A 24,423-nucleotide genomic window follows, 5' to 3' on the forward strand; every position below is an offset into this window, starting at 1 on the left:
AACTAAATCTTCCCCCTAAAATACTCTATAGTTTTCGTCAAACCCTCCTTAAGAGGAACGCTCGGTCTCCAGCCTAGAATATTAATAGCCTTCGTTATATCAGGTTTTCTCCTTTTAGGGTCATCCTGAGGCAAGGGCTTATAGACCATGCTCGAATCAGAGCCCACAAGCTCAATTACTATCAAGGCAAGCTCCTTGACACTATATTCATCGGGATTACCGAGATTAAAGACCTCTCCATCTAAACCATCATATACAGCAAGTCTAAAGATACCCTCAATAAGGTCATCTATGTAGCAAAAGCTCCTAGTTTGACTACCATCACCATAAACTGTTAAGGGTTCTCCTTTTAGAGCCTGACATATAAAATTAGGTATTACTCTTCCATCATCAAGCCTCATGCGCGGACCATAAGTATTAAATATCCTTGCTATCCTTACATCTATTCCATGCTCTCTATGATAGGCCATGGTCATGGCCTCAGCAAAGCGTTTAGCCTCGTCATACACGCTTCTTGGTCCTATAGGGTTAACCCTTCCCCAATAGCTTTCAGGTTGAGGATGTACCTCAGGATCTCCATAGACTTCAGAAGTAGAAGCTAAAACATATCTAGCTTTTTTAGCCTTGGCCAATCCAAGGGTATTCAAGGTTCCCAAGGAGTCTACCTTCATCGTATGTATAGGATGCTTAAGATAATCCTGAGGGCTCGCAGGACAGGCAAAATGCAAAACGATATCTATATCTTCCTTAACATAAATGAAGTTCGTTACATCATATTTTATGAACTTAAAACCCTCGATCTCAAAAAGATGAGCTATGTTGTCTACGGATCCAGTAAGTAAGCTATCCAAAGCTATAACTTTAAAACCCTCTTTTAAGAATCTTTCACAAAGATGGCTTCCTATAAAGCCGGCTCCTCCAGTTATAAGCACAGTTCCCTTCATGTCTTACAACTCCTTCCCCTACCAATAGGATAATATTCAAGGCCAACCTTTCCAACTTCTTCGGGTTCAAATATATTTCTTCCATCAAAGATTATGGGCGTTAAAAGAAGATCCCTAATCCTTAAAAGATCTACCTCCTTAAACTCATCCCACTCTGTAAGAATAACTAAAGCATGAGCATTCTCAATAGCGGAATAAGGATCTCTGAAATACCTTATCCTTTCTGTTTCAGGAAAGGCCTTTTTAAAGTTTTCCATTGCCTTAGGATCGTAAAGCCTCAAAGATACCCCTTCAGCTAAAAGCAAAGGAACGATCTTCAAAGACGGAGCTTCCCTTATATCATCAGTATTAGGCTTGAAAGAAAGCCCCCAAATCGCTATCTCCTTATCCTTTAAAACCCACATGACGCTCTTTATCTTCCTCAGAAACCGATCAACTCTAAGCTCATTTATTTTCTCCACCTCTTTTAAAAGGGAAAAGTCCACATGATGTTCCTCAGCTATCTTTATAAAAGCCTTAAGGTCCTTAGGGAAACAAGATCCTCCATACCCTATACCAGCACCTAAGAAGGCTTCCCCTATCCTCTTATCTAAGCCCATACCCTTTGCTACCATTTTAACGTCCGCCCCCACAGCTTCACACAGATCAGCCACCATGTTTATAAAGGATATCTTCATAGCTAAAAAGGAGTTTGATGCATGCTTTATTATCTCAGCAGTGTTTATATCTGTGACAAGCACAGGAGCATTTATCTTAGAGTAAATCTCCTTTAATATCCTCTCAGCACGATCGCTTTCAACGCCTATCACTATTCTATCAGGATTGAAGAAGTCTTTAAGAGCGTTACCTTCCCTCAAAAACTCTGGATTTGAAGCTACATCATAAGATTTACCTCTGCCACCGTAAAGCTCTATGGTTCTCCTTATCCATAAGGCAGTTTTAACGGGCACGGTACTCTTTTCAACGATAAGCTTATAATCGTCTATTACGCCAGCTATCTTTCGTGCAACCTCTTCAACCTGAGAAAGGTCTGCGCTTCCATCCTCGCGAGGGGGAGTTCCAACGCATATGAAAATAACCTGAGCCCAAGAGGAAGCTCTCTTAAGGTCATCAGTAAACTCAAGAGAGCCATCAAAAAGCTTCCTTTTAAGTAGCTCTTCTAAACCAGGTTCGTATATCGGAGAAACTCCCCCTTTAAGCATATCAAGCTTTGATTTGTCCCTTTCAACACAGATCACCTTGTGCCCAAGCTCAGCAAACCCACAGGCTGAAACCAATCCCACATAGCCAGCCCCAACAACGGCTATTCGGTAGGAAGTCACTTTTACACCTCCCTAACCTGAAATAAAATAGCTATTCCCTCTTCAACCTTTATCTTAAATATAGGTGACAGTGGCTCATTGCTTATACCTATAGGATGTTCAAAGGTTAAGCTTAAATTTAAAAGGGGCCACTTTAGCCCATCTGAATAAGAAAACTTAACTTCAGGAGTTAAAGGGAGAAGGGAAACTTTTTCACCCCAAGCTTCAATCAAGGATTCTCCCTCTGAAATAAGCTGAACTTCATAAAATTCGTTTACTAATTTAGCCTTAACCCCCCTCTTTAAGGCAAAAAGTAGAAGATGGATATTCCCAATTATGTGGTCAAGCCTCGTCCCAATCCCTCCAAGGATCAACACCTCCGATGGAGCGTATCTCAGAGCTTCAATTAAAGCCAAGTGAGTATCAGTGTAATCCTTATCCGAGGGGAAAAGCTTAACCTCAACACCAGACCCTTTAAAACTCTCTAAGGCCTCCTTTGAAATAGAATCCATATCTCCTATTAAAAGATCTGGTCTTATACCCCACTTGTAAAGATAATCCCCCCCACCATCGGCACATATTATAAGATCCGCCCTCTTAAGGATTCCTTTGTAAAACTCTTCATCCCTATAATCACCGTTAGTGAATATAACGATCGTCATCCTAATAGCTCTCTTAACTCCTCCTCGCTTTTTAGTATATCCCTGGGCTTCCCTCCACCCTTAGATGGCCCCACTATCCCTAACTTCTCAAGAATATCAAGAAGCCTAGCCGCACGAGCATAACCTATTCCAAGCTTCCTCTGAAGAAGCGTCGCAGAAGCAGTTTTAGTACTAATTATAACCTCTATAGCCTTTCTATATAGGGGATCTTGGGGAATCTCATCAAACTCCTCATCCTCTTCAGGCGCCTTAAGAAGCTCATCCCAATATTGGGGCTCACCAAGCTTTCTTAGGTAATCGCTCACTCCTCTTACCTCTTCCTCGCTTACCCATGCGCATTGAGCCCTTATGGGATGACCAAAAGCTGGTGAAAGAAAGAGCATATCTCCCTTACCTAAAAGCCTCTCAGCGCCAGAGAAGTCAAGAATGGTCCTTGAGTCAGCTTGGGAAGGCAAGGAAAAAGCGATCCTTGCAGGAATATTCGCCTTTATCAGACCCGTAACTACGTTAACAGAGGGCCTCTGAGTAGCTAAGACCAGGTGAATGCCTGTCGCTCTAGCCATCTGAGCAAGCCTACATATGGACTCTTCAACCTCCCTTGGGGAAGACATCATAAGATCAGCAAGCTCATCTATTACAACGACTACGTAAGGGAGCTTTTCCTCACCCTTAAGCTTATTAAAACCGTATATATCCCTAACTCCAAATCGAGAGAAACTTCTATACCTTCTTTCCATCTCCTCAAGAAGGCAGTTTAAAACATTTACCGCATCCTTGACCTCAGTAACCACTGGAACAGCGAGATAGGGTATATCATTGTAAATGCTGAACTCAACCCTCTTAGGGTCTATCAAAACTATCCTTAAATCCTCAGGCTTATTTCTAAATATAAGGCTCATTATTATTACATTTAAGCAAACGCTTTTACCAGATCCCGTCGAACCAGCCACAAGAAGGTGAGGAAGATCAGCTATATTAATAACGAAGGGAGAACCAGCCACATCTTTACCCAAGGCTATAACCAAGGGATCCTTCGTCTTCTTAAAAATTTGAGATGTTATTATCTCCTTAAGATAGACCACCCTTCTTACCTTATTAGGGACCTCTATACCTACAAGCCCCTTGCCAGGTATAGGAGCCTCAATCCTGACGCTTTCAGCCTTTAAGTTTAAAGCTATCTCCTTAGACAAAGAGGCGATCCTATTCACCTTGATTCCCCTTGCAGGCTGAACCTCAAAACGATGAACCGTTGGGCCTATAACTACATTTACCACTTTAGCATCTATACCAAAGTTATTGAAAGTTTCCTCAAGCTCTCTCCTCTCCTCCTCTATAGGCTCTCCATCACCTTTAAAGGGGGGAGGATCATAAAGTAGATCCACAGGAGGAGGTACGGTTATCTCCTCTTTGCTCTCGATGAATAGGGGCTCTGCCAATTTAGACTCTTTTCCGTTAGGTATGATCCTAACTGGCTTCTCCTCAAGCGAACTTTTTTTAACCTGGATTTTCTCAGGCTCCTTCTTTTCTCTCTCCCTTCTTTTATTTGGACGATCTTCCTCAGCAACCCTCTCTCTAAACAGGGAAATTATCGATTTAATGGATTTACCGAAAAGCCAATAAACGATCAAAAATATGGAAATCGTCAAAACTATAGCACTACCAGCTGTGCCTATGTAATAGCTAAGCTCTTCGAAAAGAAGCTTTCCCACTAACCCACCCTTATAGGGGAAAAGCTTCTGAGGGACAAAAAAATGAAAAAGAATGGAAGAAAGGGGCAAAAAAAGGAGCAACGGGAAGATGGGAAGCTTTAGACCCAAGAGATTTAAGCCCTCACAAAGAAGTATGGCACCAAAAAGATAAGAGGATAAACCAAATAGCTTTAAAAGCTCTAATCTAAGAAAGTTACCGATCATCCCTGTTTTAAAATTAAACAAGCTTATAAAAGTGAAGATAGAAAAAACGACAAGGAATATAGCTAGGGCTATCTTTCTTTTATCCCTCACCACCGACGACCAACCCTCCCACAAGCATGGTAGGTTGTCCATCCCCTACAGGGACGCTTTGTCCATCTTTACCGCAAATACCTACATCAAAGGCCAAATCCTTCCCTAACATCTTTATATTTTTCAATACCTCAGGGCCATTCCCCACAAGTATAGCACCTCTAACAGGCTTACCTATCTTCCCTTTCTCTATAAGATAGCCTTCGTTAACCTTAAAAACAAAATTACCATCCGTTGGGTTAACCTCTCCACCACCCATTTTTAAAACCAAAAGCCCTTTTTCAACAGAAGACACTATCTCTTCAAAGGAGCTTTCTCCCGGCTCAAGAAAGGTGTTAGTCATTCTTGGAATAGGAAAATCCTCAAAGCCTTCCCTTCTTCCATTGCCGGTCAAAGGAAGATCCATTCTTTTCGAGGAAAGCCTATCAGTTAGATATCCCTTTAAGATACCCTTCTCTATTAAGATCGTTCTTTGAGCAGGTATACCCTCGTCATCAAAGCCTATGCTTCCTCCCAAACCATTAAGACTTCCATCGTCAACCAGCGTAATAAGAGGAGATGCGACCTCCTGCCCTATCTTATCAGCATAAACGGAGCTCTCTTTTCTAACTATGTCTGCCTCAAGACCATGACCGCACGCTTCATGTATCATCGTACCTCCCGCTTCACCAGCTATAACCACATCCATAATTCCAGCAGGGGAAGGCTCAGCAGAGATAGTGATTAAGGCCCTCTTTAGCACACGTTCCGCAACTACAAGTGGATCCCTTTCGCTTAAGATCTCATCTCCCTTGGTTCCACCTATAACCTCATAACCAATCTCAAGTTTCCCATCCTTCTCCACCACAACCCCCATAGTAAGAAAGGTATAAATTCTAAGATCGCTAACCACATCACCATCGTCGTTACCAACCCAAACCTCCTGATAAGACCTCCTATAAGAGAGAGTAACCTGCTTAACGAACTCGTTCTTTCTAAAGAAGTCATTAAGCTTCCACAAGAGATCGGCTATCTCCTCAATAGAGACCCTTTTAAGACAAACCATCTCCTTCCTTGAAATCCCTTTACTAACCAACTTACCTAACCTTTTATCTTTTAACGCCTCCCTTATAGCCCTGATACCTTCCTCAAGAAAGCTAACTTCAGGAAGCCCATGGAAGTAGTAAGTACCTTCCCCTTTAACGACTCTCAAACCCATTCCCCTCTTAATTCCATATGTGGAAATCTCAAGCTTATTATCCTCTATCTTTATTGCCTCACCACTTGAATGCTCTATAAAAACGTCGCTTAGATCCCCAAGATTATAAATACCATCAAGCGCTTTCAGGATAAGCTCTTTATAGCTCAAAAGTTTCACCTCCTTATGCTTCCTCTTAGATTAAATTTAACTCCATAGGGAACCGTTAGCCTTAGTTTACCCTCACCCTCAAAAAAGGAAATCCAGCCTAAACCAGATATCGCCACATCCCTTCCTCCCCTTACGGTCAGAACCTCCTCGCACCAACCTATCTCCTCTATCCTCCTAAAGCAACCCTTACAAGGAAGCTTAAGCCAATTACAAGGGCCGCCTGAAAATATCTCCTTTAATCTCCTCTCACTTGTCCTGTGTAATGGAACCTCATAAGAAACGAAGGGCTTTAAAAGGAAACGACCTTCAAGAACAGTTATCGCCGCAACACCACCTAAGGCTAAACTCTTACCCTCCCTTAAGGAGAAAACCTTTCCCGAGAGCTTTTTGGAAGGCACAACCTTTTTCTGACAATCAGGACATAACATATCGTAAAGTCTTCCCACTGGAACAAGACCAGGGGTATCAATAAAAACCGTGCCATCAGGGAGCTCCCTTTTAACGATATCTATGGTAGTCCCAGGCCAAGGAGAAACCGTTATACTATCATCGCTTAAAAGCCTGCTAACTAGGCTACTTTTACCTACATTGGTGACACCCATAAAGGCCACCTTTTTCCCCTTACATACGAAGGTAAGCTCTTTCCAAAAGCCCTTTAATCCCCATCCCTTCCGAGCGGAAAGCAAAAATAACTTATTACCCCATCCCCTTTCTTTCCTTACCCATTCCACCACTTCCTCCTTAGAAAAGGGAAGAAGATCCATCTTATTAATGATAAGCCAAACGTTCTCTTTATTCCTGAACCCCTCTAAGGCCCAGCTACCTTCAAAGTCAACCGCATCAACTATAAAGCAAACAAAATCAACAGCTTTAAAAAGCTCATCAAAAGGAAAGCTTTCAACGGAGACCGCCTTAAATTCCCCATAATGTTTTATTTTGAAGCACCTTTGACACAAAGCTTCAGGATCATTAATCTTTTCAGAAGGAATGTAACCAGCATCTTCAGGGTTATCGCTCTGAAGAGGAACTCCACATCCCAAGCATCTTTTCATCCTTTATCTCCTCTATGTTTAAGCCCTCTTCTCTTAAACCTTCTATAACCTTCATACATATGGGAAGACAAGAGGGGGTACTAATTAACACAATAATGCCTTCCTTAGGATCTACAGTTCTTATTTCTCCTATCTCATCGTAGCACTGAAATATAGAACAGAGATAGTATATATTTTCAGGACTAAGCTTAAAGAAAGTCTTAATTACCCTCTTGTCCGGTTCCTTTGAGATATCTATTCTTGGCCTCGACATGTTCTTCATAAGTCCTTGAAAAGTGGTGACCTCCATCCCCCTTGCTTACAAAATAAAGGTAGTCAACCCTAGCGGGAAAGAAAACCGCCGTAATTGACTTTAAACCAGGATTGCATATAGGCCCGGGCGGCAATCCTTTATATATATATGTATTATAAGGAGAATTTATCTTTAAATCCTCCAAGCTCAGGCGAGCCTTTCTCTCCTTTAATAGGTACTCCACAGTAGCACAAGATTCAAGCTTCATTCCTCTCTTAAGCCTGTTATAGAACACAGCAGCTATTATAGGATACTCCTCATCCCTTTGCCCCTCTTTCTCCACTATAGAGGCAAGTATTATAACCTCATGGAAGCTTAAACCTAACTTAGAAAGCTCCTCAAGCATCTTAGGGCTTATAACCCTTTCGAATCTTTTAAGCATAGCGCTTATAACATCTTTAGAAGGCGTACGCTTCGGAAAGTGATAAGTATCTGGGAAAAGATATCCCTCAACGCTTGAGGATGGTATATCCTTGAGAAACTTAAAACCTTTAAAAAGATCCTTCCCGTTAAATACTAAATTTAAAAACTCCTCCTCAGAGGTAATTATCTCCCTCTCAAAGAAAACCTTAGCTATCTCCTTCGCTGTCAAACCTTCAGGTATCGTTACCTTCTCAAGGATAGGCTTCCCCTTGAAAGCCTCTATAGCCTCGTAAACGCTCATGCCTTCACTTAAGAAGTATCCACCAGCTCTAATAGATAATCTGCTACGTTTTGCTTCGTCAAAGAAAAGCTCCACACTCTTAATAACCTTTAACCTTTTAAGCTTTTCTCCAACAGAGGCAATCCCTTCTCCCGGATAAACGTAAAAACTTATCCTCTCCCCCTTAGGCAAGGGAGGCATATCATTAAAGTTAAAGGGGAAAAGCAAGGAGTATGAGAATAAAGCTACAGCAATTCCAAAGATTAAAAACCTCATCTTCGAAGATCACCTCAATGCATTAAGAATCACAACCTGAATGAGTCCTATAAATAAGCCTAAAACTCCTCCCGCTATCTCAACAAAACGAAACTCCCTCGAAGCCACCCGCATAACGATCCTTTCAAACTCTTTAAACTCAAAAGAGTTAACCTTACTTTCTATTATATCCTTTAAGGTTAGCTTCTCTAAGATTTCCTCTCTTACCTTCTCCCTTATTTCAGAAATAGCCTCTCTAATCCTTCTCTCGAGCCAGCCATTTAAAAAGTAAGACAACGGAAACATAAACTTCTCAGGAAGCCATGAAGGATAAAACTCCTTAATTCTCTCTTCGATAAGAGATAAAATTCTTTTAACTAAAGCGCTCTCTATCTCTGGGCTTCCAAGTTTGGCCCAAACATCATCCTTAGAAAGCAACTCCTCCTCTACTATATCCGCTATAGCTTTAGCTATGGCTTTTTTTCTTTTTGGCAATACCCCCTGTATCTCAAACTTCAAAAAGGGGACCTTAAAAGGCTTATAAGGTCTAAAAAGCAACTTTATAGCAATTACGTTAGTTATCCATCCCACAAAGGAGGCTACAATAGGAAAAATTATATACTCCATAAAGCCATTTTAAGGGCGGGACTTCCCCGCCCCTTGATTTCTACTCAATTATTATTGCACCAACAGGGCAGTTATCTGCAGCCTCCTGAGCACAATCAGCACCTTTAGGTTTCACAACCTTAGCCTTTCCCTCTTCCTCATCGAGCTCGAATACCTCAGGACATAGCTGAACGCATACTCCACAACCTATGCATTCATCCATATTAATCTTTACAATCATTAAAAACACCCCCTTCGAGTGATATAAAAAGGCTCAAATGAAACTATACTACAACAGCCTTAACTTTTCAAGCTTCCTTGTAGAAAGAAAAACAAAAGATGTTAAACCAAGTTTTAAAATATAAAAGGATTTTGCTATAATAAAAATAAGGGAGTGACACTTATGGATATAGGTAAGAAGATAAAGAGCCTAAGAAAGAAGAAAGGGCTAACCTTACAAGAGCTATCTCAAAGAAGCGGTGTTTCTCCAGGCTACATCTCAATGCTTGAGAGAGGATTTAAAAAATCGCCCACCATAGAAGTGCTCAAAAAGCTCGCCGCTGGCCTCGAGGTCAATCTATCGGAGCTTATAGGGGAGGAAATTATAAACTTCGAAGCAGATGAAAAAACCAAGATATTACTCAGAGCAGCTGATGAGCTTTCCAAACTTGATTTAGAAAGCTTAGAGAGCCTTCTTAAAGCCATAAAGGAGCTTAAAAAGAAAGAGGGAGAATGAGCCTTCCAGTAAACTTAGACGAAATCGCCTCTAGCCTCGGAATAGTATTAATACCCTATAATCTTCCGCCATCCATATGCGGACTAGCATACCTGGGAAGAAAAAAATTCATAATCTATAACTCAAATCACTCATTAACTAGACAGAGATTTACTATAGCACATGAGATATATCATATAGAAAATCATCTCATGGGAGAAAGACCCTTGAAGAAGGATAAGAGAATTCTCGAAGAAGAGGCAAATAGGGGAGCAGCACGGATTTTGCTACCCTATAAAGATCTGAGAGAACACATAGAGGATGGCTATTGGAAATACGACTTGACTTCCCTTGCGAGAAAGGCTATAGTATCACCTTTAACCCTTATAAAGAGGCTTAATGAGACAAAGCTTCTTAAAGTCTCTTTGTATAAATTGAGCATAAAGGGAAACAACCTATCGATAGTTAAACTTTACGGCGATCCTTCTCCCTTGCCCAGCAAAGCGATCCTATTTGAGGGAGCTAAGGGAAAGGAGTTCTTCTTTAGGAAAGATGGCCACTTTTTCCACTTCTCTAGATATGGGAAAAGCCCTTTACTTTATGCATATGTGATATAATATTAGGCAAATTGATTTAAAATCGGAGGTAATTCCTTAAACCTTGAGCAAAGAGCCCTTAGAGAAGTATAAGCTTCTCTTTGATAGCGCAAAAGATGCGATAATAATATTAGAGGAATATAAGATTAAAGAGCTTAATGAAAGCGCAAAGAGGTTATTTGCACACTCGGAGGATGAGCTGATAGGTAAGCCTTTAAATTCCCTCATCCCTATACCCCAAGAGGTTCTGGAAGAAATCCTCAAGGGAAAGGAAAGAGTTTTAGAAGCGGAGTATTCGAAAAAGAATGGGACCCTTATCGAAATCGAAATAAATTTAAGCAAAGCTACCTTTGAGGGTAAAGATTACATTTTTGCCTTCATTAAAGATGTTACTAAAAGGAAGAGGGAGCTTAAAAGGCTCTTTTTTATATCCATAATAGATCCCCTAACGGGAGCTTATAATAGACGCTACTTTAAACAGAGGCTAGAAGAGGAAGTAGAAAGAGCTAAGCGAACGGGAAGATCCTTTTCTTTAATAATGTTTGATTTAGATAGATTTAAGGAAATAAACGATACCTATGGACATGAAGTGGGAGACCTAACTCTTAAAAAGGTAGGAAGAGCGGTAAAGGAAAGAATAAGAAAAACGGACATTTTCGCCAGATGGGGTGGAGAAGAGTTCTTTATACTCCTTCCTGAAACAGATCTTACAGGAGCAATTAAACTCGCTGAAGATCTGAGAGAAAGGATAAGCCAAATAGAAATACCTCACGGAGAAAAGGTAACCGCAAGCTTCGGTGTTACAAGCTATCATCCTGGAGATAGTCCAAAAGACTTAAGGACAAGAGCGGATAGCCTTCTTTATAAATCAAAAGCCTCCGGAAAAAACTGCATAAGCTTCGGGTAACTCCTTAAATATAACTTAAACCTTGCTCACCATGGCAAAAAGCTCTAAAGGCTCCTCACCGATACACTTTATTCCATGATAAAAACCGCTTCTTGTTAAAACCATATCTCCAGGCTTTACCTCTAATATATTACCGTTATCGTTAACCTCTCCCCTACCTTTTAATATAAAGTAAACTTCCTCCTCACCTACATGCTGATGATAGCCAATTGAGGAACCTGGAGGGATCACAATTTTCATTATCCTAAGAGCTCCAGGGGAGCTCCTTTCCTCATTAACAAAATAACTTATATAAACCTTGCCTTCCCCTCCTCTAAAATTCTCCCTTACCACAGGTTGGCTTCTATCCTCATCTTTAACAAGCATAACTATCTCCCCCTTTAAGACGGATCTCTTAAAAGATTATATCAGATCTTCAATAAATTTTTCCAACTCGCTTAAGCTTCTTGCTTCCATTATAATATCCTTAACTTTCTTTAACTTCTCCACATCGCTTATACTCTTAAGCTTATCAAGTAAATTTTTACCCTCGATACCAAACTTTAAAACGAACCATACTTCAATAACTTCAAGAAGCGTATTTCTAAGCCCTTCTTCAAAGCTGTAATTGATATCCTTGACCATTATAACCCCCCCCATTTAAATATAAAACGCGATTATAGGTGTTAAGACACTTCAAATTCTACTTTTTATTATAGCAATAAAATGTTCAAGGCTTCAAGCGAAAAAACATAATAAGGATATTTTTGCAGGAAAAAAATTCAGACATGTCTCGCATTAACCACTATACCTTCTACGAAATAGTTAATTGTGTTAAAATTAACTATCAAGGGAGGTGAAGATCTTAGCTGAAATTGCAATTATAAAGGAAAGAGCCTTAAAGCATAACGAGGAGGTGTAAAGCTTTGTCAGAAAATAAGGGAAGTAGTTATAGATTTGTTATCGATATACAATATAAAAGCCATATAAGAGACCCAAGGGGAGAGACCATAAAGAGAGTATTAAGTGAAAAGGAGGGGTTACCCGTTAAGAGCTTAAGGGTTGGAAAATCCATACATATCGAGGTTGAAACAAACAGCGAAGAGGAAGCATTCAAAGTGGTTGACGAAGCCTGCAAGAGGCTACTTGTAAACCCCGTTGTTGAAAGATATGAGGTGCGAAGATTATGAAAGCGGCGGTAGTAGTTTTCCCAGGATCTAACTGCGACAGAGATTTATTTTATGCCTTGAGATACGTAGGATTTGATGTAGAATATATATTTAAAAAAGGCCCTCTTGATAAGTTCGACCTTATAACTATACCAGGTGGTTTTTCTTACGGAGACTATCTCAGACCTGGAGCGGTTGCAGCAAGAGAGGAAATAGGAGAAGAGATAAAAAAGGAGGCTTTAAAAGGAAAACCAATACTCGGTATATGTAACGGTTTTCAAATACTTGTTGAGATGGGATTACTTCCTGGTGCCCTCCTTCAAAACCCATCAGGCAAGTTCAGCTGTAAGTGGATAGAGTTTGAGGTGGTTGACAGTGAAACCCCCTTCACCATACTTTATAATAAAGGGGAGAAAATAAAATTACCTATAGCCAATGGCTTCGGAAGATATGTAAAGGGAAATAAGGAACCAAGGGTAGTTTTCAAATACACAGAGAATATAAATGATTCCGATGACCTGATAGCAGGAATAGCAAGTGAAGATGGAAATATATTGGCCTTAATGCCTCACCCTGAAAGAGCCTACGACAAGCTCCTGGGGGGAGAAGATGGGTTGAAGCTTTTTCAGTCCATTAAGCTCTCTCTTGAAAAAAGAGGTGAGATCCGATGAGATACCTAGAGGAACTTAAAAAAGCTTTAGGAAGGGAGCCTACCTTCGTTGAGTTGCAGGCTTTTAGCATAACTTGGAGCGAACACTGCGGTTATTGTCATACTAAAGAATATATAAAAAAGCTCCCAGGAGTTAAAAGAGAGCTTAACGCAGGAGTAGTTGAGCTTGGAAACGGATATGTAGCGAGCTTTAAGATAGAAAGCCACAACCATCCAAGTGCTGTTGAGCCCTATAACGGAGCTGCAACAGGGGTTGGAGGTATAATAAGGGATATATTAGCTATGGGAACAAGACCAACAGCTATACTAGATTCTCTTCACATGCATACGATAAATCAAGGAATAATAAGCGGAATAGCTGATTATGGAAACTCCATTGGTGTTCCAACAGTTGGAGGAGAATTAAGAATATGCGATGAATATAAATACAACCCCCTTGTAAACGTCATGGCGGTAGGGATAGGAAAGCGCGATGATATCCTTCCATCGCAAGCTAACTCCCCAAATGAGGTTATAGTCGTCTTTGGCGCTCCAACGGGAAGAGATGGCATAGGAGGAGCATCCTTCGCATCCAGAGAGCTTCAAGAGGAAGAGGAAAAAATACACATCCAGGTTGGAGATCCCTTTATGGAAAAGCTTCTTATAGAAGCCTTCCTAAAGATGGTGGAGGAAAGGCTTATAACCGGAGCACAGGACCTGGGAGCAGGCGGAATCCTCTCTGCAACTTGCGAGCTTATGAGCAAAGGAAACTTAGGTGGAATAGTTTACCTTGACAAAGCCCCCTTAAGGGAACCAGATATGGAAGGATGGGAAATATTAATAAGTGAAAGTCAAGAGCGAATGGCTGTTGTAACGACACGAGATAAAGTAAAAAGAGTTTTGGAAATCGTAAGAGAGTTTATGCTTTACGGAGACGTAATAGCAGAGCTTAACGAAAGCGGGATATATAAAGCGGTCTTTAAGGGAGAGACTATCTTAGAAGTACCAGCGAAGCTTTTAACCGAGGCACCAACGGAGCCAGCTTTTATATACGAACCTTCTCCCTTGCCCAACTTTGGTGAAACCAGGATATCCTTTAAGGATGTAGATGCTCACGAGGTCTTCGAGCAATATGATTACATGGTAGGAACAGACACTATAGTAGCTCCGGGAAGCGGAGCTGCTTTGATGAGAATAAAGGGAACAAAGATAGGATATGCTTTAGCGGTCCATTCTAGGGCAGACCTTGCTGATATAGACCCCTACTGGGGAACCTATATAGCAGTGTTAGAAACTGCAAGAAAAATAAGAACAGTAGGTGCTCGTCCTCTTGGAATAACAAACGGAATAAACTATGGCGACCCTGATATGGATCCTATGAGACTTGCAGGGATAATTTATGGACTTAAAAGAGGGGCTGAGGAACTTAAGATACCTATTGTATCAGGCAATGCATCGCTCTATAATACCTTTAAGGGCATAGCCATACCTCCCACTCTCATAGTTGGAATGCTTGGAAAGGTCGAAGATGTAGAAAAGGTACCCTTAAGGTTTAAGCCGTCAACCATTTACGCTATGGGTTGGCCAGACTTTGATCCAAAAAGAGAGGAGCTACTTTTAAGAACGATAGATTACTGCATCAGTAAAGGGTACAGGGTTTACTCCTCATCGAGACTTATAACAGAAACCCTTAAAAATAAGATAGAGAAAGAGGGGTTATCCTTGGAGATTAGAAACATGCCTAAGATTAATAAATCTCACCAGATGATCTTAGTCTTTGCAGATGAACCAATAGAAACCTTAGCCCCACCGGTATTGGAGGTGGGAAGACTTTGTTAAGGGAAGCTTGCGGAATAGCTGGGGTATGGAACATAGACAGAGCATATAATATATTGCATGATATATTACTCGGTCTTCAGCATAGAGGGCAGGAAAGCGCTGGAGTAGTAGTTGGAAACTTTGAAACAGTTAAGGGAATGGGGCTCGTCGAGGAAACGATAAAATCAGAGCGTTACATACCAGGAGATAGGGGAATAGGTCATGTAAGATATTCAACGGTGGGGGCAAGCGCCCAGAGAAACATCCAACCCATAATAGCTCAAACGAGAAAGGGATTAATGGGTGTGGCACACAACGGAACACTGCCTGATGCAGACTATTGGAAGAACTGGCTAATGGAAATGGGACACATCTTCTTAACAGAGACAGATTCAGAGCTCTTTCTTCACCTTATCTCCTCTTCTCCCTTTGAGAAAGCTCAAGACGCGATAATCTGGACCCTTCAGCAGATAAAGTGCGCTTACTCCCTTATCCTTTACCATAAAGATTTCATAGCTATAGCAAGAGATGGCTTTGGAATAAGACCTCTTTTCTGGGGAAGGTTTGAAAATGGCTTCGTTATGGCCTCAGAGGACGCAGCTTTAAGAGTAATAGGAGCAGAGGATATAAGTGAGGTACCTCCGGGAACGGTCATCTTTTTTGAAAGAGATAAGGAACCTTACTCTATAAGTTTTTCAAACCTTCCCAAAAGGGTTTGCTCCTTTGAATATATATATTTCGCAAGGCCAGACTCTACCTTCGATGGACTTAATATTCATAAGGCAAGGTTTAACATGGGAAAGATACTCTATCAAGAAAGCCATCTTGAAGGTGATATAGTGGTTCCAGTTTTAGACTCGGGAATCTCAGGAGCTCTAGGGTTCTCTTACGCTTCAGGAATACCCATAGACTTGGGATTGATGAGAAATAGATATTTAGGAAGAAGCTTCATAATGCCTTCTAAGAGAAGCGAGACCGTAAGAAGAAAGCTCCTTCCTATACCTGAAGTAGTTTCAGGTAAAAGGGTCATCGTAATAGATGACTCAATAGTTAGAGGAACCACAATGAACGTAATAGTCAGGATGCTTAGGGAAAGCGGCGCAAAGGAGGTATATGTGGCTATACATTCTCCACCCGTTAAGTTCTCATGCTTTTACGGAATAGATACAGCAAGGCGAAGTGAACTTGCAGCAAGCTCTCAATCGATAGAGGAGTTAAAGGAAGCAGTGGGAGCAGATAAATTGGTTTATCTTTCCATAGAAGGGTTAAAGAGGGCCTTGGAGGGAAGAAGCGCCTGCTTTGCCTGCTTTGAGGGGAGGTATCCCCATGAAGAAAGTAGCTGTATTGGCGTCGGGGAGAGGATCAAACTTTGAAGCCTTAGCAAAAAAGCTTAAGGAAGAGGTTAAAATCCTTATAGTTGATAGGGAATGTGGAGCAATAGAAAGAGCTAAACGCTTAAATATACCTTGGGTTTTATTACAAAAACCTTGGCAAGAATCCCTTAAGGAGCTTTTAGCAGAGGGAAATTATGATCTCATAGCCTTAGCAGGCTTCATGAGAATAATACCTGAGGATATCGTAAGAGAATTTTATCCAAGGATAATCAATATTCATCCGGCAATCTTACCTGCCTTCCCAGGTATAAATAGTATAGAGAGAGCCTATAAAAAGGGGGTTAAATTAACCGGAATTACCATACATATAGTTACTGAAAAGGTAGATGACGGACCGATAATTCTTCAGAGAGCGGTATATATCCGCGACAATTGGAGTTTAGAAAAGCTCGAAAGCGTTATACATAGGGTTGAACATATATGGTATCCGTGGGTAGTAAAAAGGCTCCTTTACGATAAGTGGGAAATCAGGGATGGAAAGGTGATATTTTTATGAAAGTATGGATAATGGGTTCAGGTGGAAGGGAACATGCGATTGGCTGGGCATTTAAAGAGTGCGGCCATGATGTCTTCTTCATCCCAGGAAACGCTGGAACTGAAAGAACAGGGGAAAACATTCCCTGTGGAAGCGTGGAAGAGGCGATAAGGATAGTTAAGGAAAATGAAAACGAAATAGATCTTCTTATACCTGGCTCAGAGGAGTATATAGCAAAGGGGGTAGCTGATGCTCTTGAGGAAAAGGCCTTTGCACCAAAAGAGAAACCAGCGTTACTTGAGTCTTCAAAGATATTCGCAAAAAAGTTTATGAAAAGATACGGAATAAGAACGGCTAACTTCGAAATCGCCCTAAGCGAAAGCGAACTGGAGGAAAAATTAAAGAGATTTTCCCCACCTTATGTCCTTAAGGCAGACCCCTTGGCAGGAGGAAAGGGAGTTATAATATTAGAAAACCTGAAGGAAGCCATAGAAAAGGGAACATCTCTTATGAAAGGAGAGCTTATAAAGGGGGTCTCTGGGGGGCTTGTTTTAGATGAATACCTAAAAGGAGAGGAGTTAAGTGCCATAGCCGTAGTTGGAGAAAGGGGATTTAAGCTTCTACCCTTTGCACGGGATTACAAGAGAGCCTATGATAACGACCAGGGACCCAATACGGGAGGAATGGGAAGCTGGGCTCCGGTTAAGATAAAAGAGAAGACCTTAAGGGGCATAGAGGAGATAATTGAAAGGACTCTCTACGGCCTTAAAAAGGAAGGACTAAGCTATAGGGGATTTTTATATCTAGGATTAATGCTCGTTGAAGAAGAACCTTACGTTCTTGAATATAACGTTAGGCTTGGAGATCCAGAGACCGAAGCCATACTTCCATTAGATCCACAAGGCTTTGTGGAAATGGTCTTAAGCGCATGGGAGGAAGGATCACCTTCAAAGAGCATGAGAGAGGATAGCTATGTAGTAGATGTAGTTATAGCTTCTGAAGGATATCCAATGGAACCCAAAAAGGGCATGGAAATAATAGTAGAGGGAGAAGGGTTATACTTCTTTGCGGGAGTATCAAGGAAAAATGACAAAATGATTGTCTCTGGAGGAAGGGTAATTCACTCTGTTGGAGTAGGAAAAACTCTTAAGGAAGCTCGTGATAAAGCATATGAAGGCGCCTCTAAAGTTAAGTTCGAAGGCGCCTTTTATAGAAAGGATATAGCCCATGTACACTTATAGGGATTCCGGAGTAGATGTGGAACGGGGAGACAGATTCTCCAACTTCATATCCCGCTTGGAAGAACTCCCCCCTTGGCTCTTAAGGGAACCAACGGGATATGCAGCAATTCTAACCTTTACAGACCCCCCTATACTTGTGACGACCGATGGCGTTGGTACGAAGCTCATACTCCACCAGAAGTATAAAAGATGGAAAGATGCAGCTTTAGACTTAATCGCTATGAACTACAATGACATAATAGCAGCTGGAGGGGAACCTTTAGCTTTTGTGGACTATATAGGAACTCCGAAGATAAATGAGGAGCTTTACGAGTTCGCAGAGGAGTTAAAAAAGACATTGCGTGAGCTCGACCTTTACCTTGTAGCTGGAGAAACTGCTGAGATGCCTGGAATATATCAAGATCACTGGGATGTGGTCGGCTTTGCTATAGGAAGGCTAAAAAGAAGGCTACCCGTAGAGTCCATAGATGAGGGAGATCTTATAGTCGGCCTTTCCTCTTCAGGCTTTCACTCAAACGGTTGGAGCCTCATAAGAAAGATACTCGATCAAGAGAGGATAGATCCGCTCTCTTTACCCTTTGACTTGCTTACCGGAACTAAGGTATATAAGGAAGCATTAAATGTCATAGAAGATGTTAAGGGAATAGCTCACGTAACAGGTGGGGGTCTAAAAAGAGCCTTAAGAAGGCTTCTTAGAGAAAAGGGATATATCTTAAGGATTGAACCAAGCCCCAAATACGATTGGATATTAAAGTATGTAAACATGGAAGAGGCCTTTTCAACCTTCAATATGGGGTATGGGATGCTCCTTTTTGTACAAAAAGAAAAAGCGGAGGAAGTAGCAAAGAAAGTAAGCGGAAAGGTAATAGGAGAAGTTTTAAGTGGAGAGAAAAAAATAGTTTATGGAGGTTGATCTAGATGAAAGAGTTTTTTACCTTTGATGATGTGCTTCTTTTGCCCCAGTATAGCGAGATAACGCCTCTTGAAGCTAACGTTAAAACTCGCCTAACTAGAGCTATAAGCTTAAACATCCCACTGGTAAGCGCAGCGATGGATACGGTAACAGAACATCAGCTAGCAAAAGCTTTAGCGAGAGAAGGCGGAATAGGGATAATTCACAGGAATATGAGCATAGAGCGTCAAGCTCATGAGGTAGAGCTTGTTAAGAAAACCGAGAACGGAGTAATTTACGATCCCCTTACTATATCGCCAGATGCCACAGTGGGACAGGCTTTGACCTTGATGGCCGAGTATAAAATAGGAGGACTAGCGGTAGTAGACGACCAGGGAAGACTATTAGGAATATTAACCAATAGGGATGTGCGCTTTGAGAAAAATCTGAATAAGCTTGTTAAAGAGCTGATGACTCCGAGAGAAAAGCTTATAACTGCTCCGCCAAACATCTCTCTTGAGGATGCAAAGGAAATACTTCACAAACATAAGGTGGAAAAACTTCCCCTCTTGGATGGAGAAAAGCTTGTTGGACTAATAACTATAAAAGATATAATGAGCGTTATAGAACATCCTAACGCTTCAAGAGACGACAAAGGAAGGTTAAGGGTTGGAGCTGCCGTAGGAACTTCAAGCGAAACCTTAGCACGGACCGAGGCCCTGATAAAGGCTGGCGTCGATGTAATAGTAATAGACACTGCACACGGCCATTCAAAGAGAGTAATAGAAACATTAAGGGAGATAAAAGCTTGCTTCCCCAACCTTCAGGTAATAGCGGGAAACGTAGCAACCGCCGAAGGAGCAAAGGCTTTAGCTGAAGCTGGCGCTGACGGTATAAAGGTTGGAGTTGGTCCAGGATCAATATGTACAACAAGGGTAGTCGCAGGAGCAGGAGTGCCTCAGCTTTCGGCTATAATGGAAGCGGTAAGCGAAACCAGAAAACGAGATATACCTATAATAGCTGATGGAGGAATAAGATATAGTGGCGATATAGTTAAAGCTTTAGCGGCAGGAGCGGAAAGCGTAATGATAGGAAGCATTTTTGCGGGAACCGAAGAAGCGCCTGGTGAAACAATACTATACCAGGGAAGAAAGTACAAAGCCTATAGGGGCATGGGAAGCGTAAGCGCCATGAAGGAGAGCGGCGGCGAAAGATACTTCCGAGAGGGAGGGAAGATAGTCCCTGAGGGAGTAGAAGGAATGGTCCCATACAAGGGAAGCGTCAAGGATGTAGTTGATCAGCTTGTGGGCGGAATAAAAGCTGGGATGGGATATGTAGGAGCAAGAAACATACAGGAACTCCAGCAAAAAGCTCATTTTATAAAGGTAACTTACGCTGCCGTAAGAGAAAGCCATCCACACGATGTAATAATAACCAAGGAAGCCCCTAACTATTGGACAAGCGAGGAAAGCTCTTAGAAAAATCAAATTTAATGGAGGGTTTCCCCTAAAGGGAACCCTCCACTAAATTTTAAAAACATCAATAAAGTAGCTTGCCATCTTTATCAAGCTTCAATACATAGGCGCTACCACCAGACCCGAAAGATAAGCTCCACCCAGCTACTACATATCCTCCATCAGAGGTAGCTCTAACCGTATAAGCTATATCATCCTCCGCTCCACCAAAGGTCTTCTCCCAAATGGCATTACCATCCTTATCAAGCCGGAGAATATAAACGTCAGACTTACCAGCACCAATGGAGTTAGTCCAACCAGCCACTATATAGCCTCCATCCTTAACGATATCAACGGAAAAGGCAGCCTCGTTACCCTTCTTGCCAAAGGTTTTCTCCCAAATCTTGTTCCCATCCTTATCAAGCTTTAAAACGTAAATATCGCTTCCTCCAGAACCGAAGGACTCAGTAAAACCAACTACGATAAAACCACCTTCAGGAAGGGCTTTTATAGAAGTAAACTCCTCATATCCCTTTCCGCCAAAGGCTTTCTCCCAAACTTTGTTTCCATCTTTATCGAGCCTTATCATATAGGCATCTCCCAGATCAAGGGACTTTGTTACCCCAACAACCACACAACCGCCATCGGGAGTTGATAAAGCGGAAAGCGCCTCATCATAATATCTACCACCAAAAGCTCTTTCCCAAAGCTTATTTCCATATTTATCTACCTTAAGAATATAAAAATCGTAATCACCATTACCGAAAGACTCGGTCATCCCTGTTATTATATATCCCTCATCCAAGGTAGGACCAACGAAGGAAGACAAATCCACCCCTTTACCTCCAAAGGTCCTTTCCCATAGTTTATTGCCATTATCGTCTATCTTTATAAGATAAACATCGCTTGCTCCCAAGCCTACCGATTCAGTAAATCCGGTAATTATAAATCCGCCATCATGAGCTTTACATATCGAAAAGGCCCCATCCTCACCTGATCCTCCAAAGGTTTTCTCCCAAAGCTTGTTTCCATCCTTATCCAACCTTAGAACGTAAACATCGCTTCTTCCAGAGCCAAAGGAATCTGTAATACCAACTACGACAAACCCACCACCGGGAACCTCGAAAAGCGAAAGAGCCTCATCATGCCCCTCCCCTCCAAAGCTTTTCTCCCACGCCATGGAAAAAGAGGGCACCACCGCAATTAAACTTAACGAAAATACCACAAACCACCTCATCTCCTTTTCAACCCCCCTGAGCTCGCCTTAACTAGAAGGTCCGTATCAAAAACATATAAGTTTCTTCTCCGTTCCTTATGCCTTCTTATAGCTAAATTTATCAGTCTATCAAGAAGCTCCTTAAAAGACACGTCAAGCGGCTCCCAGAGATAGAAAGCAAAAGAACCGGGTATGGTATTCACCTCATTGGCGTAAATCTTCATCTCAGACTTATCTATAAGAAAGTCAACCCTAACGACACCAGCGCAATCAAGGATCTTAAATATCTTCATCGAAAGCTCCTTTACTTCCCTCTCTAAACTTTCAGGTATCGGAGCAGGTATCTTCCTACTAGCCCCCTTGAGCCCGCTCCTTAAATCGCCCTTCATATACTTATCGGTATAGCTTAAGAATTCCTGCCAAGAAATAGGCATTTCACACAAAGATGTTGAAACCTCGTTATCAAATCCCATAACGGAACAGTTAACCTCTATGAGCTCCTTCACAGCCTCCTCAACTATTATCCTTCTATCGTATTTCGTTGCTATCTCTATAGCATAGATAAGCTCATCCCTGTTATTAGCTTTACTTATTCCTATGCTCGAACCAAGGTTTGCAGGCTTCACAAACATGGGATAATTTAAGCTTCCCTCTATGTAAGATAAGACCTTTTCCTCATCCTCCTCATAATCTCTCCGTAAGAACCAGACATATTTAACAACAGGAATGCCGTTAGCTTTAAACAACTCTTTCATGACTATCTTATCCATGCCTAAGGCAGAACCTATAACCCCACTACCCACATAAGGGATGTCCAAAAGCTCTAATAATCCTTGAATCGACCCATCTTCTCCAAACGTTCCATGAAAAGCAGGTATTACTAAATCTATCTTTATATGATCTGCATCATCTTTAAATAAACCCTTCTTAAAAGGGTAAAAGTAAAGCCTCTTAAGCTCAGGAACAGGAGGAATTATAACTTTCTTACACTTTGAAAGAAGCTCAGGTATATCTTTATAATTTTCTATCTTCGTAAGCTCTGAACCCGTATACCACCAACCATCCTTAGCCACGTAAACTGGAATCACGTTATACTTCGATTTATCTAAGCTCTCAATAACTTGAAGACCAGTTATCACAGAAACCTCATGCTCAACAGACCTTCCCCCAAACATAACCGCAACATTCAACATATCTACCCCTCCTTGAAGAGCTCACTCACTATAGTTATCAGGGAGATCGTTTTCAAACAAAACTATATCTCCAGCCTTCAGCATTCCAGAAAGACGCTCCTTCGCCTCATTAAGGCTTGAAACCACTTCAATCTTTTCTCCTGGAAAGTTAACTTCAGAGAGCCCATCTAAAATAGGCTTAGCCCTTCTTTTACCAACTAAGATAACATAATCGCATACATCAGCTAAAAGCTTACCCAGCTTTTTATTTTCCTCATACTCTATATCACCAAGCTCTATCATTCCAGGAGTAACTACTACCTTTCTTCCCCCTTCCATCTCCTTAAGACAGTTAAGGGCCTCTCTAAAACCAGCAGGGTTAGAATTAAAGGTATCATCTATGATGGTCACACCAGAGCTTGTTCTTAAAATCTGAAGCCTATGAGGAACAGGTTCTACTCTCCTTACGCCACGAACTATCTCCTTAGGGGTCAGGCCGAGCTCCAAAGCCACAGCAATTGCAGCAAGGATATTACTGATGTTATGCCTCCCTAGAAGAATGGTATGACACTTAAAATCATGACCATCCTTAGTCCTAACCCTAAACTCAGAGCCCCTTGAGGTAACCTTTATATCCTCAGCCCAGATATAAAACTCAGGCAAAAGCCTCTCAAAACCATAAAATAAAAGCTTTCTACCGTTAGCAAAAAGAGGACCAAACTTAAAGCAGTATTCATTGTCTCCGTTCAATACTACAACCCCATCAAGGGGAAGCTCCTCAACAAGCTCAAACTTAGTTTTAATGATATTATCTATACTCTTAAAGGTTTCTAGATGTTGAGGACCTATTGAAGTTATAACTCCTATCTTAGGAAGAGCAAGACGAGCTAAATCTCTTATGTCCCTCCTATATTTTGCTCCCATCTCACACACAAAAACATCATGCTCCTCGCTAAGGCTCTCCCTTATAACCCTTGTTACCCCCATCAAGGTATTATAACTTCCAGGAGTCATCAGAACGTTATACCTTTCAGAAAGAATGGCAGCCATAAAATGCTTAGTACTTGTCTTGCCGTAGCTCCCAGTTATACCGACGGTAATCAATCGCTTAAGACCCCTTATCTTTCTTTTAGCCGAAGCAAGATAGTATCCCTGAACAAGCATTTCCACAGGTAAAAGAATAAAATTTATAAAAGCTATAGTTAAAGGAGCTAATAAAAAGAGAGAGGCCAGAGATACCAGAAAGTGAGAATAATTTAAAAAGTAACCGAAAGCTAAAAAGCTTAAGAGAATATTAAACCCCATAAAGGTTATGAACGTTCTCGTAGCCCTCCAGGTAAAAACTAGCGGCTTTTTAACGGGCTTTCTACCTTTTATCTTTTTAATTTCCGTCAAAAGAAAGATTAAACCCAAGATCGCTAAAAGATATACATCATCAAGCTTTAAAGCGAAAAAGATAATAAAAGAGGCGTAAATTATCCAATTCTCAGCAACTATCTTAAGCAAGTTTCTTCTAACCCATTTTAAATAACCTGTGGTCTTATAGCCTTCAAGCTGAAGCATGTGAAGATAGCGCTTACCCTCTAAAAACAAAGCTAACCAAAGTAAGAAACAACTTAAGAGCCTAATAGTAATCATGA

The 24,423-nt window shown here is 41.3% G+C and carries 26 protein-coding genes; 11 read left to right on the top strand and 15 right to left on the bottom strand.

Annotated features, from left to right (window positions below; all coding sequences use genetic code 11):
* Window positions 1-2: 2 nt before the first annotated feature.
* Genes NZ900_08280 through NZ900_08325 form a run of 10 tightly spaced genes read right to left on the bottom strand, consistent with a single transcriptional unit; the run spans window position 3 to window position 9,347 of the window.
* On the bottom strand, window positions 3-944 hold the full coding sequence (locus tag NZ900_08280; protein MCS7234079.1) for an SDR family oxidoreductase: 942 nt from the start codon (window positions 942-944) through the stop codon (window positions 3-5).
* Complete coding sequence (locus NZ900_08285) at window positions 941-2,266, bottom strand: UDP-glucose/GDP-mannose dehydrogenase family protein (protein ID MCS7234080.1); 1,326 nt, start codon at window positions 2,264-2,266, stop codon at window positions 941-943. Before NZ900_08285 ends, NZ900_08280 begins: the two co-directional genes overlap by 4 nt.
* A 2-nt stretch (window positions 2,267-2,268) precedes the next feature.
* Window positions 2,269-2,907: a thiamine diphosphokinase gene (locus NZ900_08290; protein MCS7234081.1), complete on the bottom strand. Its 639-nt coding sequence runs from the start codon at window positions 2,905-2,907 to the stop codon at window positions 2,269-2,271.
* Window positions 2,904-4,913, bottom strand: a complete 2,010-nt coding sequence (locus NZ900_08295; GenBank protein ID MCS7234082.1) for a DNA translocase FtsK — start codon at window positions 4,911-4,913, stop codon at window positions 2,904-2,906. Before NZ900_08295 ends, NZ900_08290 begins: the two co-directional genes overlap by 4 nt.
* Window positions 4,900-6,258, bottom strand: coding sequence for a TldD/PmbA family protein (locus NZ900_08300; GenBank protein MCS7234083.1), 1,359 nt, complete (start codon window positions 6,256-6,258; stop codon window positions 4,900-4,902). Before NZ900_08300 ends, NZ900_08295 begins: the two co-directional genes overlap by 14 nt.
* Window positions 6,259-6,263: 5 nt before the next feature.
* Complete coding sequence (locus tag NZ900_08305) at window positions 6,264-7,310, bottom strand: 50S ribosome-binding GTPase (GenBank protein MCS7234084.1); 1,047 nt, start codon at window positions 7,308-7,310, stop codon at window positions 6,264-6,266.
* A complete protein-coding gene (locus tag NZ900_08310) occupies window positions 7,267-7,563 on the bottom strand; it encodes a DUF4911 domain-containing protein (protein ID MCS7234085.1) in 297 nt (98 codons plus the stop codon). Before NZ900_08310 ends, NZ900_08305 begins: the two co-directional genes overlap by 44 nt.
* On the bottom strand, window positions 7,511-8,521 hold the full coding sequence (gene mltG / locus NZ900_08315) for an endolytic transglycosylase MltG (GenBank protein ID MCS7234086.1): 1,011 nt from the start codon (window positions 8,519-8,521) through the stop codon (window positions 7,511-7,513). The genes NZ900_08310 and mltG overlap by 53 nt, the downstream gene beginning before the upstream one ends.
* 9 nt (window positions 8,522-8,530) lie before the next feature.
* The gene (locus tag NZ900_08320; protein ID MCS7234087.1) at window positions 8,531-9,127 is read right to left on the bottom strand and encodes a DUF445 family protein; all 597 of its coding nucleotides are present in this window, start codon (window positions 9,125-9,127) and stop codon (window positions 8,531-8,533) included.
* A gap of 40 nt (window positions 9,128-9,167) precedes the next feature.
* Entirely contained in the window at window positions 9,168-9,347 is a 180-nt protein-coding gene (locus tag NZ900_08325; protein ID MCS7234088.1) for a ferredoxin, read from the bottom strand.
* A gap of 162 nt (window positions 9,348-9,509) precedes the next feature.
* Between NZ900_08325 and NZ900_08330 the strand changes: the two genes are divergently transcribed.
* Genes NZ900_08330 through NZ900_08340 form a run of 3 tightly spaced genes read left to right on the top strand, consistent with a single transcriptional unit; the run spans window position 9,510 to window position 11,324 of the window.
* Entirely contained in the window at window positions 9,510-9,842 is a 333-nt protein-coding gene (locus NZ900_08330; GenBank protein ID MCS7234089.1) for a helix-turn-helix transcriptional regulator, read from the top strand.
* Window positions 9,839-10,438, top strand: coding sequence for an ImmA/IrrE family metallo-endopeptidase (locus NZ900_08335; GenBank protein MCS7234090.1), 600 nt, complete (start codon window positions 9,839-9,841; stop codon window positions 10,436-10,438). Before NZ900_08330 ends, NZ900_08335 begins: the two co-directional genes overlap by 4 nt.
* A 43-nt stretch (window positions 10,439-10,481) precedes the next feature.
* Window positions 10,482-11,324 (top strand): sensor domain-containing diguanylate cyclase, encoded by an 843-nt coding sequence (locus NZ900_08340; GenBank protein MCS7234091.1) that lies wholly within the window; start codon window positions 10,482-10,484, stop codon window positions 11,322-11,324.
* Window positions 11,325-11,339: 15 nt separating this feature from the next.
* Here the strand turns inward: NZ900_08340 and NZ900_08345 are convergent, their stop codons facing one another.
* On the bottom strand, window positions 11,340-11,690 hold the full coding sequence (locus NZ900_08345) for a cupin domain-containing protein (GenBank protein ID MCS7234092.1): 351 nt from the start codon (window positions 11,688-11,690) through the stop codon (window positions 11,340-11,342).
* Between the two features lie 36 nt (window positions 11,691-11,726).
* Window positions 11,727-11,948 carry a hypothetical protein gene (locus tag NZ900_08350; protein ID MCS7234093.1) on the bottom strand — a complete coding sequence of 74 codons (222 nt, stop codon included), beginning with the start codon at window positions 11,946-11,948 and terminating at the stop codon, window positions 11,727-11,729.
* A 281-nt stretch (window positions 11,949-12,229) separates the two neighbouring features.
* Between NZ900_08350 and purS the strand changes: the two genes are divergently transcribed.
* Genes purS through guaB form a run of 8 tightly spaced genes read left to right on the top strand, consistent with a single transcriptional unit; the run spans window position 12,230 to window position 20,419 of the window.
* Entirely contained in the window at window positions 12,230-12,493 is a 264-nt protein-coding gene (gene purS / locus NZ900_08355; GenBank protein MCS7234094.1) for a phosphoribosylformylglycinamidine synthase subunit PurS, read from the top strand.
* On the top strand, window positions 12,490-13,143 hold the full coding sequence (purQ, locus tag NZ900_08360; protein MCS7234095.1) for a phosphoribosylformylglycinamidine synthase subunit PurQ: 654 nt from the start codon (window positions 12,490-12,492) through the stop codon (window positions 13,141-13,143). The genes purS and purQ overlap by 4 nt, the downstream gene beginning before the upstream one ends.
* Window positions 13,140-14,960 (top strand): phosphoribosylformylglycinamidine synthase subunit PurL, encoded by a 1,821-nt coding sequence (gene purL, locus NZ900_08365; GenBank protein MCS7234096.1) that lies wholly within the window; start codon window positions 13,140-13,142, stop codon window positions 14,958-14,960. Before purQ ends, purL begins: the two co-directional genes overlap by 4 nt.
* Window positions 14,954-16,312, top strand: a complete 1,359-nt coding sequence (gene purF / locus NZ900_08370; GenBank protein MCS7234097.1) for an amidophosphoribosyltransferase — start codon at window positions 14,954-14,956, stop codon at window positions 16,310-16,312. The genes purL and purF overlap by 7 nt, the downstream gene beginning before the upstream one ends.
* A complete protein-coding gene (purN, locus tag NZ900_08375; GenBank protein MCS7234098.1) occupies window positions 16,266-16,829 on the top strand; it encodes a phosphoribosylglycinamide formyltransferase in 564 nt (187 codons plus the stop codon). The genes purF and purN overlap by 47 nt, the downstream gene beginning before the upstream one ends.
* Window positions 16,826-18,049, top strand: coding sequence for a phosphoribosylamine--glycine ligase (purD, locus tag NZ900_08380; protein MCS7234099.1), 1,224 nt, complete (start codon window positions 16,826-16,828; stop codon window positions 18,047-18,049). Before purN ends, purD begins: the two co-directional genes overlap by 4 nt.
* Window positions 18,036-18,962: a phosphoribosylformylglycinamidine cyclo-ligase gene (locus NZ900_08385; GenBank protein MCS7234100.1), complete on the top strand. Its 927-nt coding sequence runs from the start codon at window positions 18,036-18,038 to the stop codon at window positions 18,960-18,962. Before purD ends, NZ900_08385 begins: the two co-directional genes overlap by 14 nt.
* Before the next feature lie 5 nt (window positions 18,963-18,967).
* The gene (guaB, locus tag NZ900_08390; GenBank protein ID MCS7234101.1) at window positions 18,968-20,419 is read left to right on the top strand and encodes an IMP dehydrogenase; all 1,452 of its coding nucleotides are present in this window, start codon (window positions 18,968-18,970) and stop codon (window positions 20,417-20,419) included.
* A gap of 61 nt (window positions 20,420-20,480) precedes the next feature.
* Here the strand turns inward: guaB and NZ900_08395 are convergent, their stop codons facing one another.
* Genes NZ900_08395 through NZ900_08405 form a run of 3 tightly spaced genes read right to left on the bottom strand, consistent with a single transcriptional unit; the run spans window position 20,481 to window position 24,421 of the window.
* Complete coding sequence (locus NZ900_08395; GenBank protein ID MCS7234102.1) at window positions 20,481-21,632, bottom strand: hypothetical protein; 1,152 nt, start codon at window positions 21,630-21,632, stop codon at window positions 20,481-20,483.
* Window positions 21,629-22,804: a D-alanine--D-alanine ligase gene (locus NZ900_08400; GenBank protein MCS7234103.1), complete on the bottom strand. Its 1,176-nt coding sequence runs from the start codon at window positions 22,802-22,804 to the stop codon at window positions 21,629-21,631. The genes NZ900_08395 and NZ900_08400 overlap by 4 nt, the downstream gene beginning before the upstream one ends.
* A 21-nt stretch (window positions 22,805-22,825) precedes the next feature.
* Window positions 22,826-24,421 (bottom strand): UDP-N-acetylmuramoyl-tripeptide--D-alanyl-D-alanine ligase, encoded by a 1,596-nt coding sequence (locus NZ900_08405; protein MCS7234104.1) that lies wholly within the window; start codon window positions 24,419-24,421, stop codon window positions 22,826-22,828.
* Window positions 24,422-24,423 lie beyond the last annotated feature (2 nt).

It is taken from the genome of Synergistota bacterium, assembly GCA_025060595.1.
Classification (GTDB): domain Bacteria; phylum Synergistota; class GBS-1; order GBS-1; family GBS-1; genus 42-11.

What these genes read in the sequence shown, in the direction of transcription:
- NZ900_08280 (MCS7234079.1), bottom strand. Translation starts at nt 944, where the DNA reads ATGAAGGGAACTGTGCTTATAACTGGAGGAGCCGGCTTTATAGGAAGC.
- NZ900_08290 (MCS7234081.1), bottom strand. Translation starts at nt 2,907, where the DNA reads ATGACGATCGTTATATTCACTAACGGTGATTATAGGGATGAAGAGTTT.
- NZ900_08305 (MCS7234084.1), bottom strand. Translation starts at nt 7,310, where the DNA reads ATGAAAAGATGCTTGGGATGTGGAGTTCCTCTTCAGAGCGATAACCCT.
- NZ900_08310 (MCS7234085.1), bottom strand. Translation starts at nt 7,563, where the DNA reads ATGTCGAGGCCAAGAATAGATATCTCAAAGGAACCGGACAAGAGGGTA.
- mltG (MCS7234086.1), bottom strand. Translation starts at nt 8,521, where the DNA reads ATGAGGTTTTTAATCTTTGGAATTGCTGTAGCTTTATTCTCATACTCC.
- NZ900_08320 (MCS7234087.1), bottom strand. Translation starts at nt 9,127, where the DNA reads ATGGAGTATATAATTTTTCCTATTGTAGCCTCCTTTGTGGGATGGATA.
- NZ900_08325 (MCS7234088.1), bottom strand. Translation starts at nt 9,347, where the DNA reads ATGATTGTAAAGATTAATATGGATGAATGCATAGGTTGTGGAGTATGC.
- NZ900_08330 (MCS7234089.1), top strand. Translation starts at nt 9,510, where the DNA reads ATGGATATAGGTAAGAAGATAAAGAGCCTAAGAAAGAAGAAAGGGCTA.
- NZ900_08335 (MCS7234090.1), top strand. Translation starts at nt 9,839, where the DNA reads ATGAGCCTTCCAGTAAACTTAGACGAAATCGCCTCTAGCCTCGGAATA.
- NZ900_08345 (MCS7234092.1), bottom strand. Translation starts at nt 11,690, where the DNA reads ATGCTTGTTAAAGATGAGGATAGAAGCCAACCTGTGGTAAGGGAGAAT.
- NZ900_08350 (MCS7234093.1), bottom strand. Translation starts at nt 11,948, where the DNA reads ATGGTCAAGGATATCAATTACAGCTTTGAAGAAGGGCTTAGAAATACG.
- purQ (MCS7234095.1), top strand. Translation starts at nt 12,490, where the DNA reads ATGAAAGCGGCGGTAGTAGTTTTCCCAGGATCTAACTGCGACAGAGAT.
- purL (MCS7234096.1), top strand. Translation starts at nt 13,140, where the DNA reads ATGAGATACCTAGAGGAACTTAAAAAAGCTTTAGGAAGGGAGCCTACC.
- purN (MCS7234098.1), top strand. Translation starts at nt 16,266, where the DNA reads ATGAAGAAAGTAGCTGTATTGGCGTCGGGGAGAGGATCAAACTTTGAA.
- purD (MCS7234099.1), top strand. Translation starts at nt 16,826, where the DNA reads ATGAAAGTATGGATAATGGGTTCAGGTGGAAGGGAACATGCGATTGGC.
- NZ900_08385 (MCS7234100.1), top strand. Translation starts at nt 18,036, where the DNA reads ATGTACACTTATAGGGATTCCGGAGTAGATGTGGAACGGGGAGACAGA.
- guaB (MCS7234101.1), top strand. Translation starts at nt 18,968, where the DNA reads ATGAAAGAGTTTTTTACCTTTGATGATGTGCTTCTTTTGCCCCAGTAT.
- NZ900_08395 (MCS7234102.1), bottom strand. Translation starts at nt 21,632, where the DNA reads ATGAGGTGGTTTGTGGTATTTTCGTTAAGTTTAATTGCGGTGGTGCCC.
- NZ900_08400 (MCS7234103.1), bottom strand. Translation starts at nt 22,804, where the DNA reads ATGTTGAATGTTGCGGTTATGTTTGGGGGAAGGTCTGTTGAGCATGAG.
- NZ900_08405 (MCS7234104.1), bottom strand. Translation starts at nt 24,421, where the DNA reads ATGATTACTATTAGGCTCTTAAGTTGTTTCTTACTTTGGTTAGCTTTG.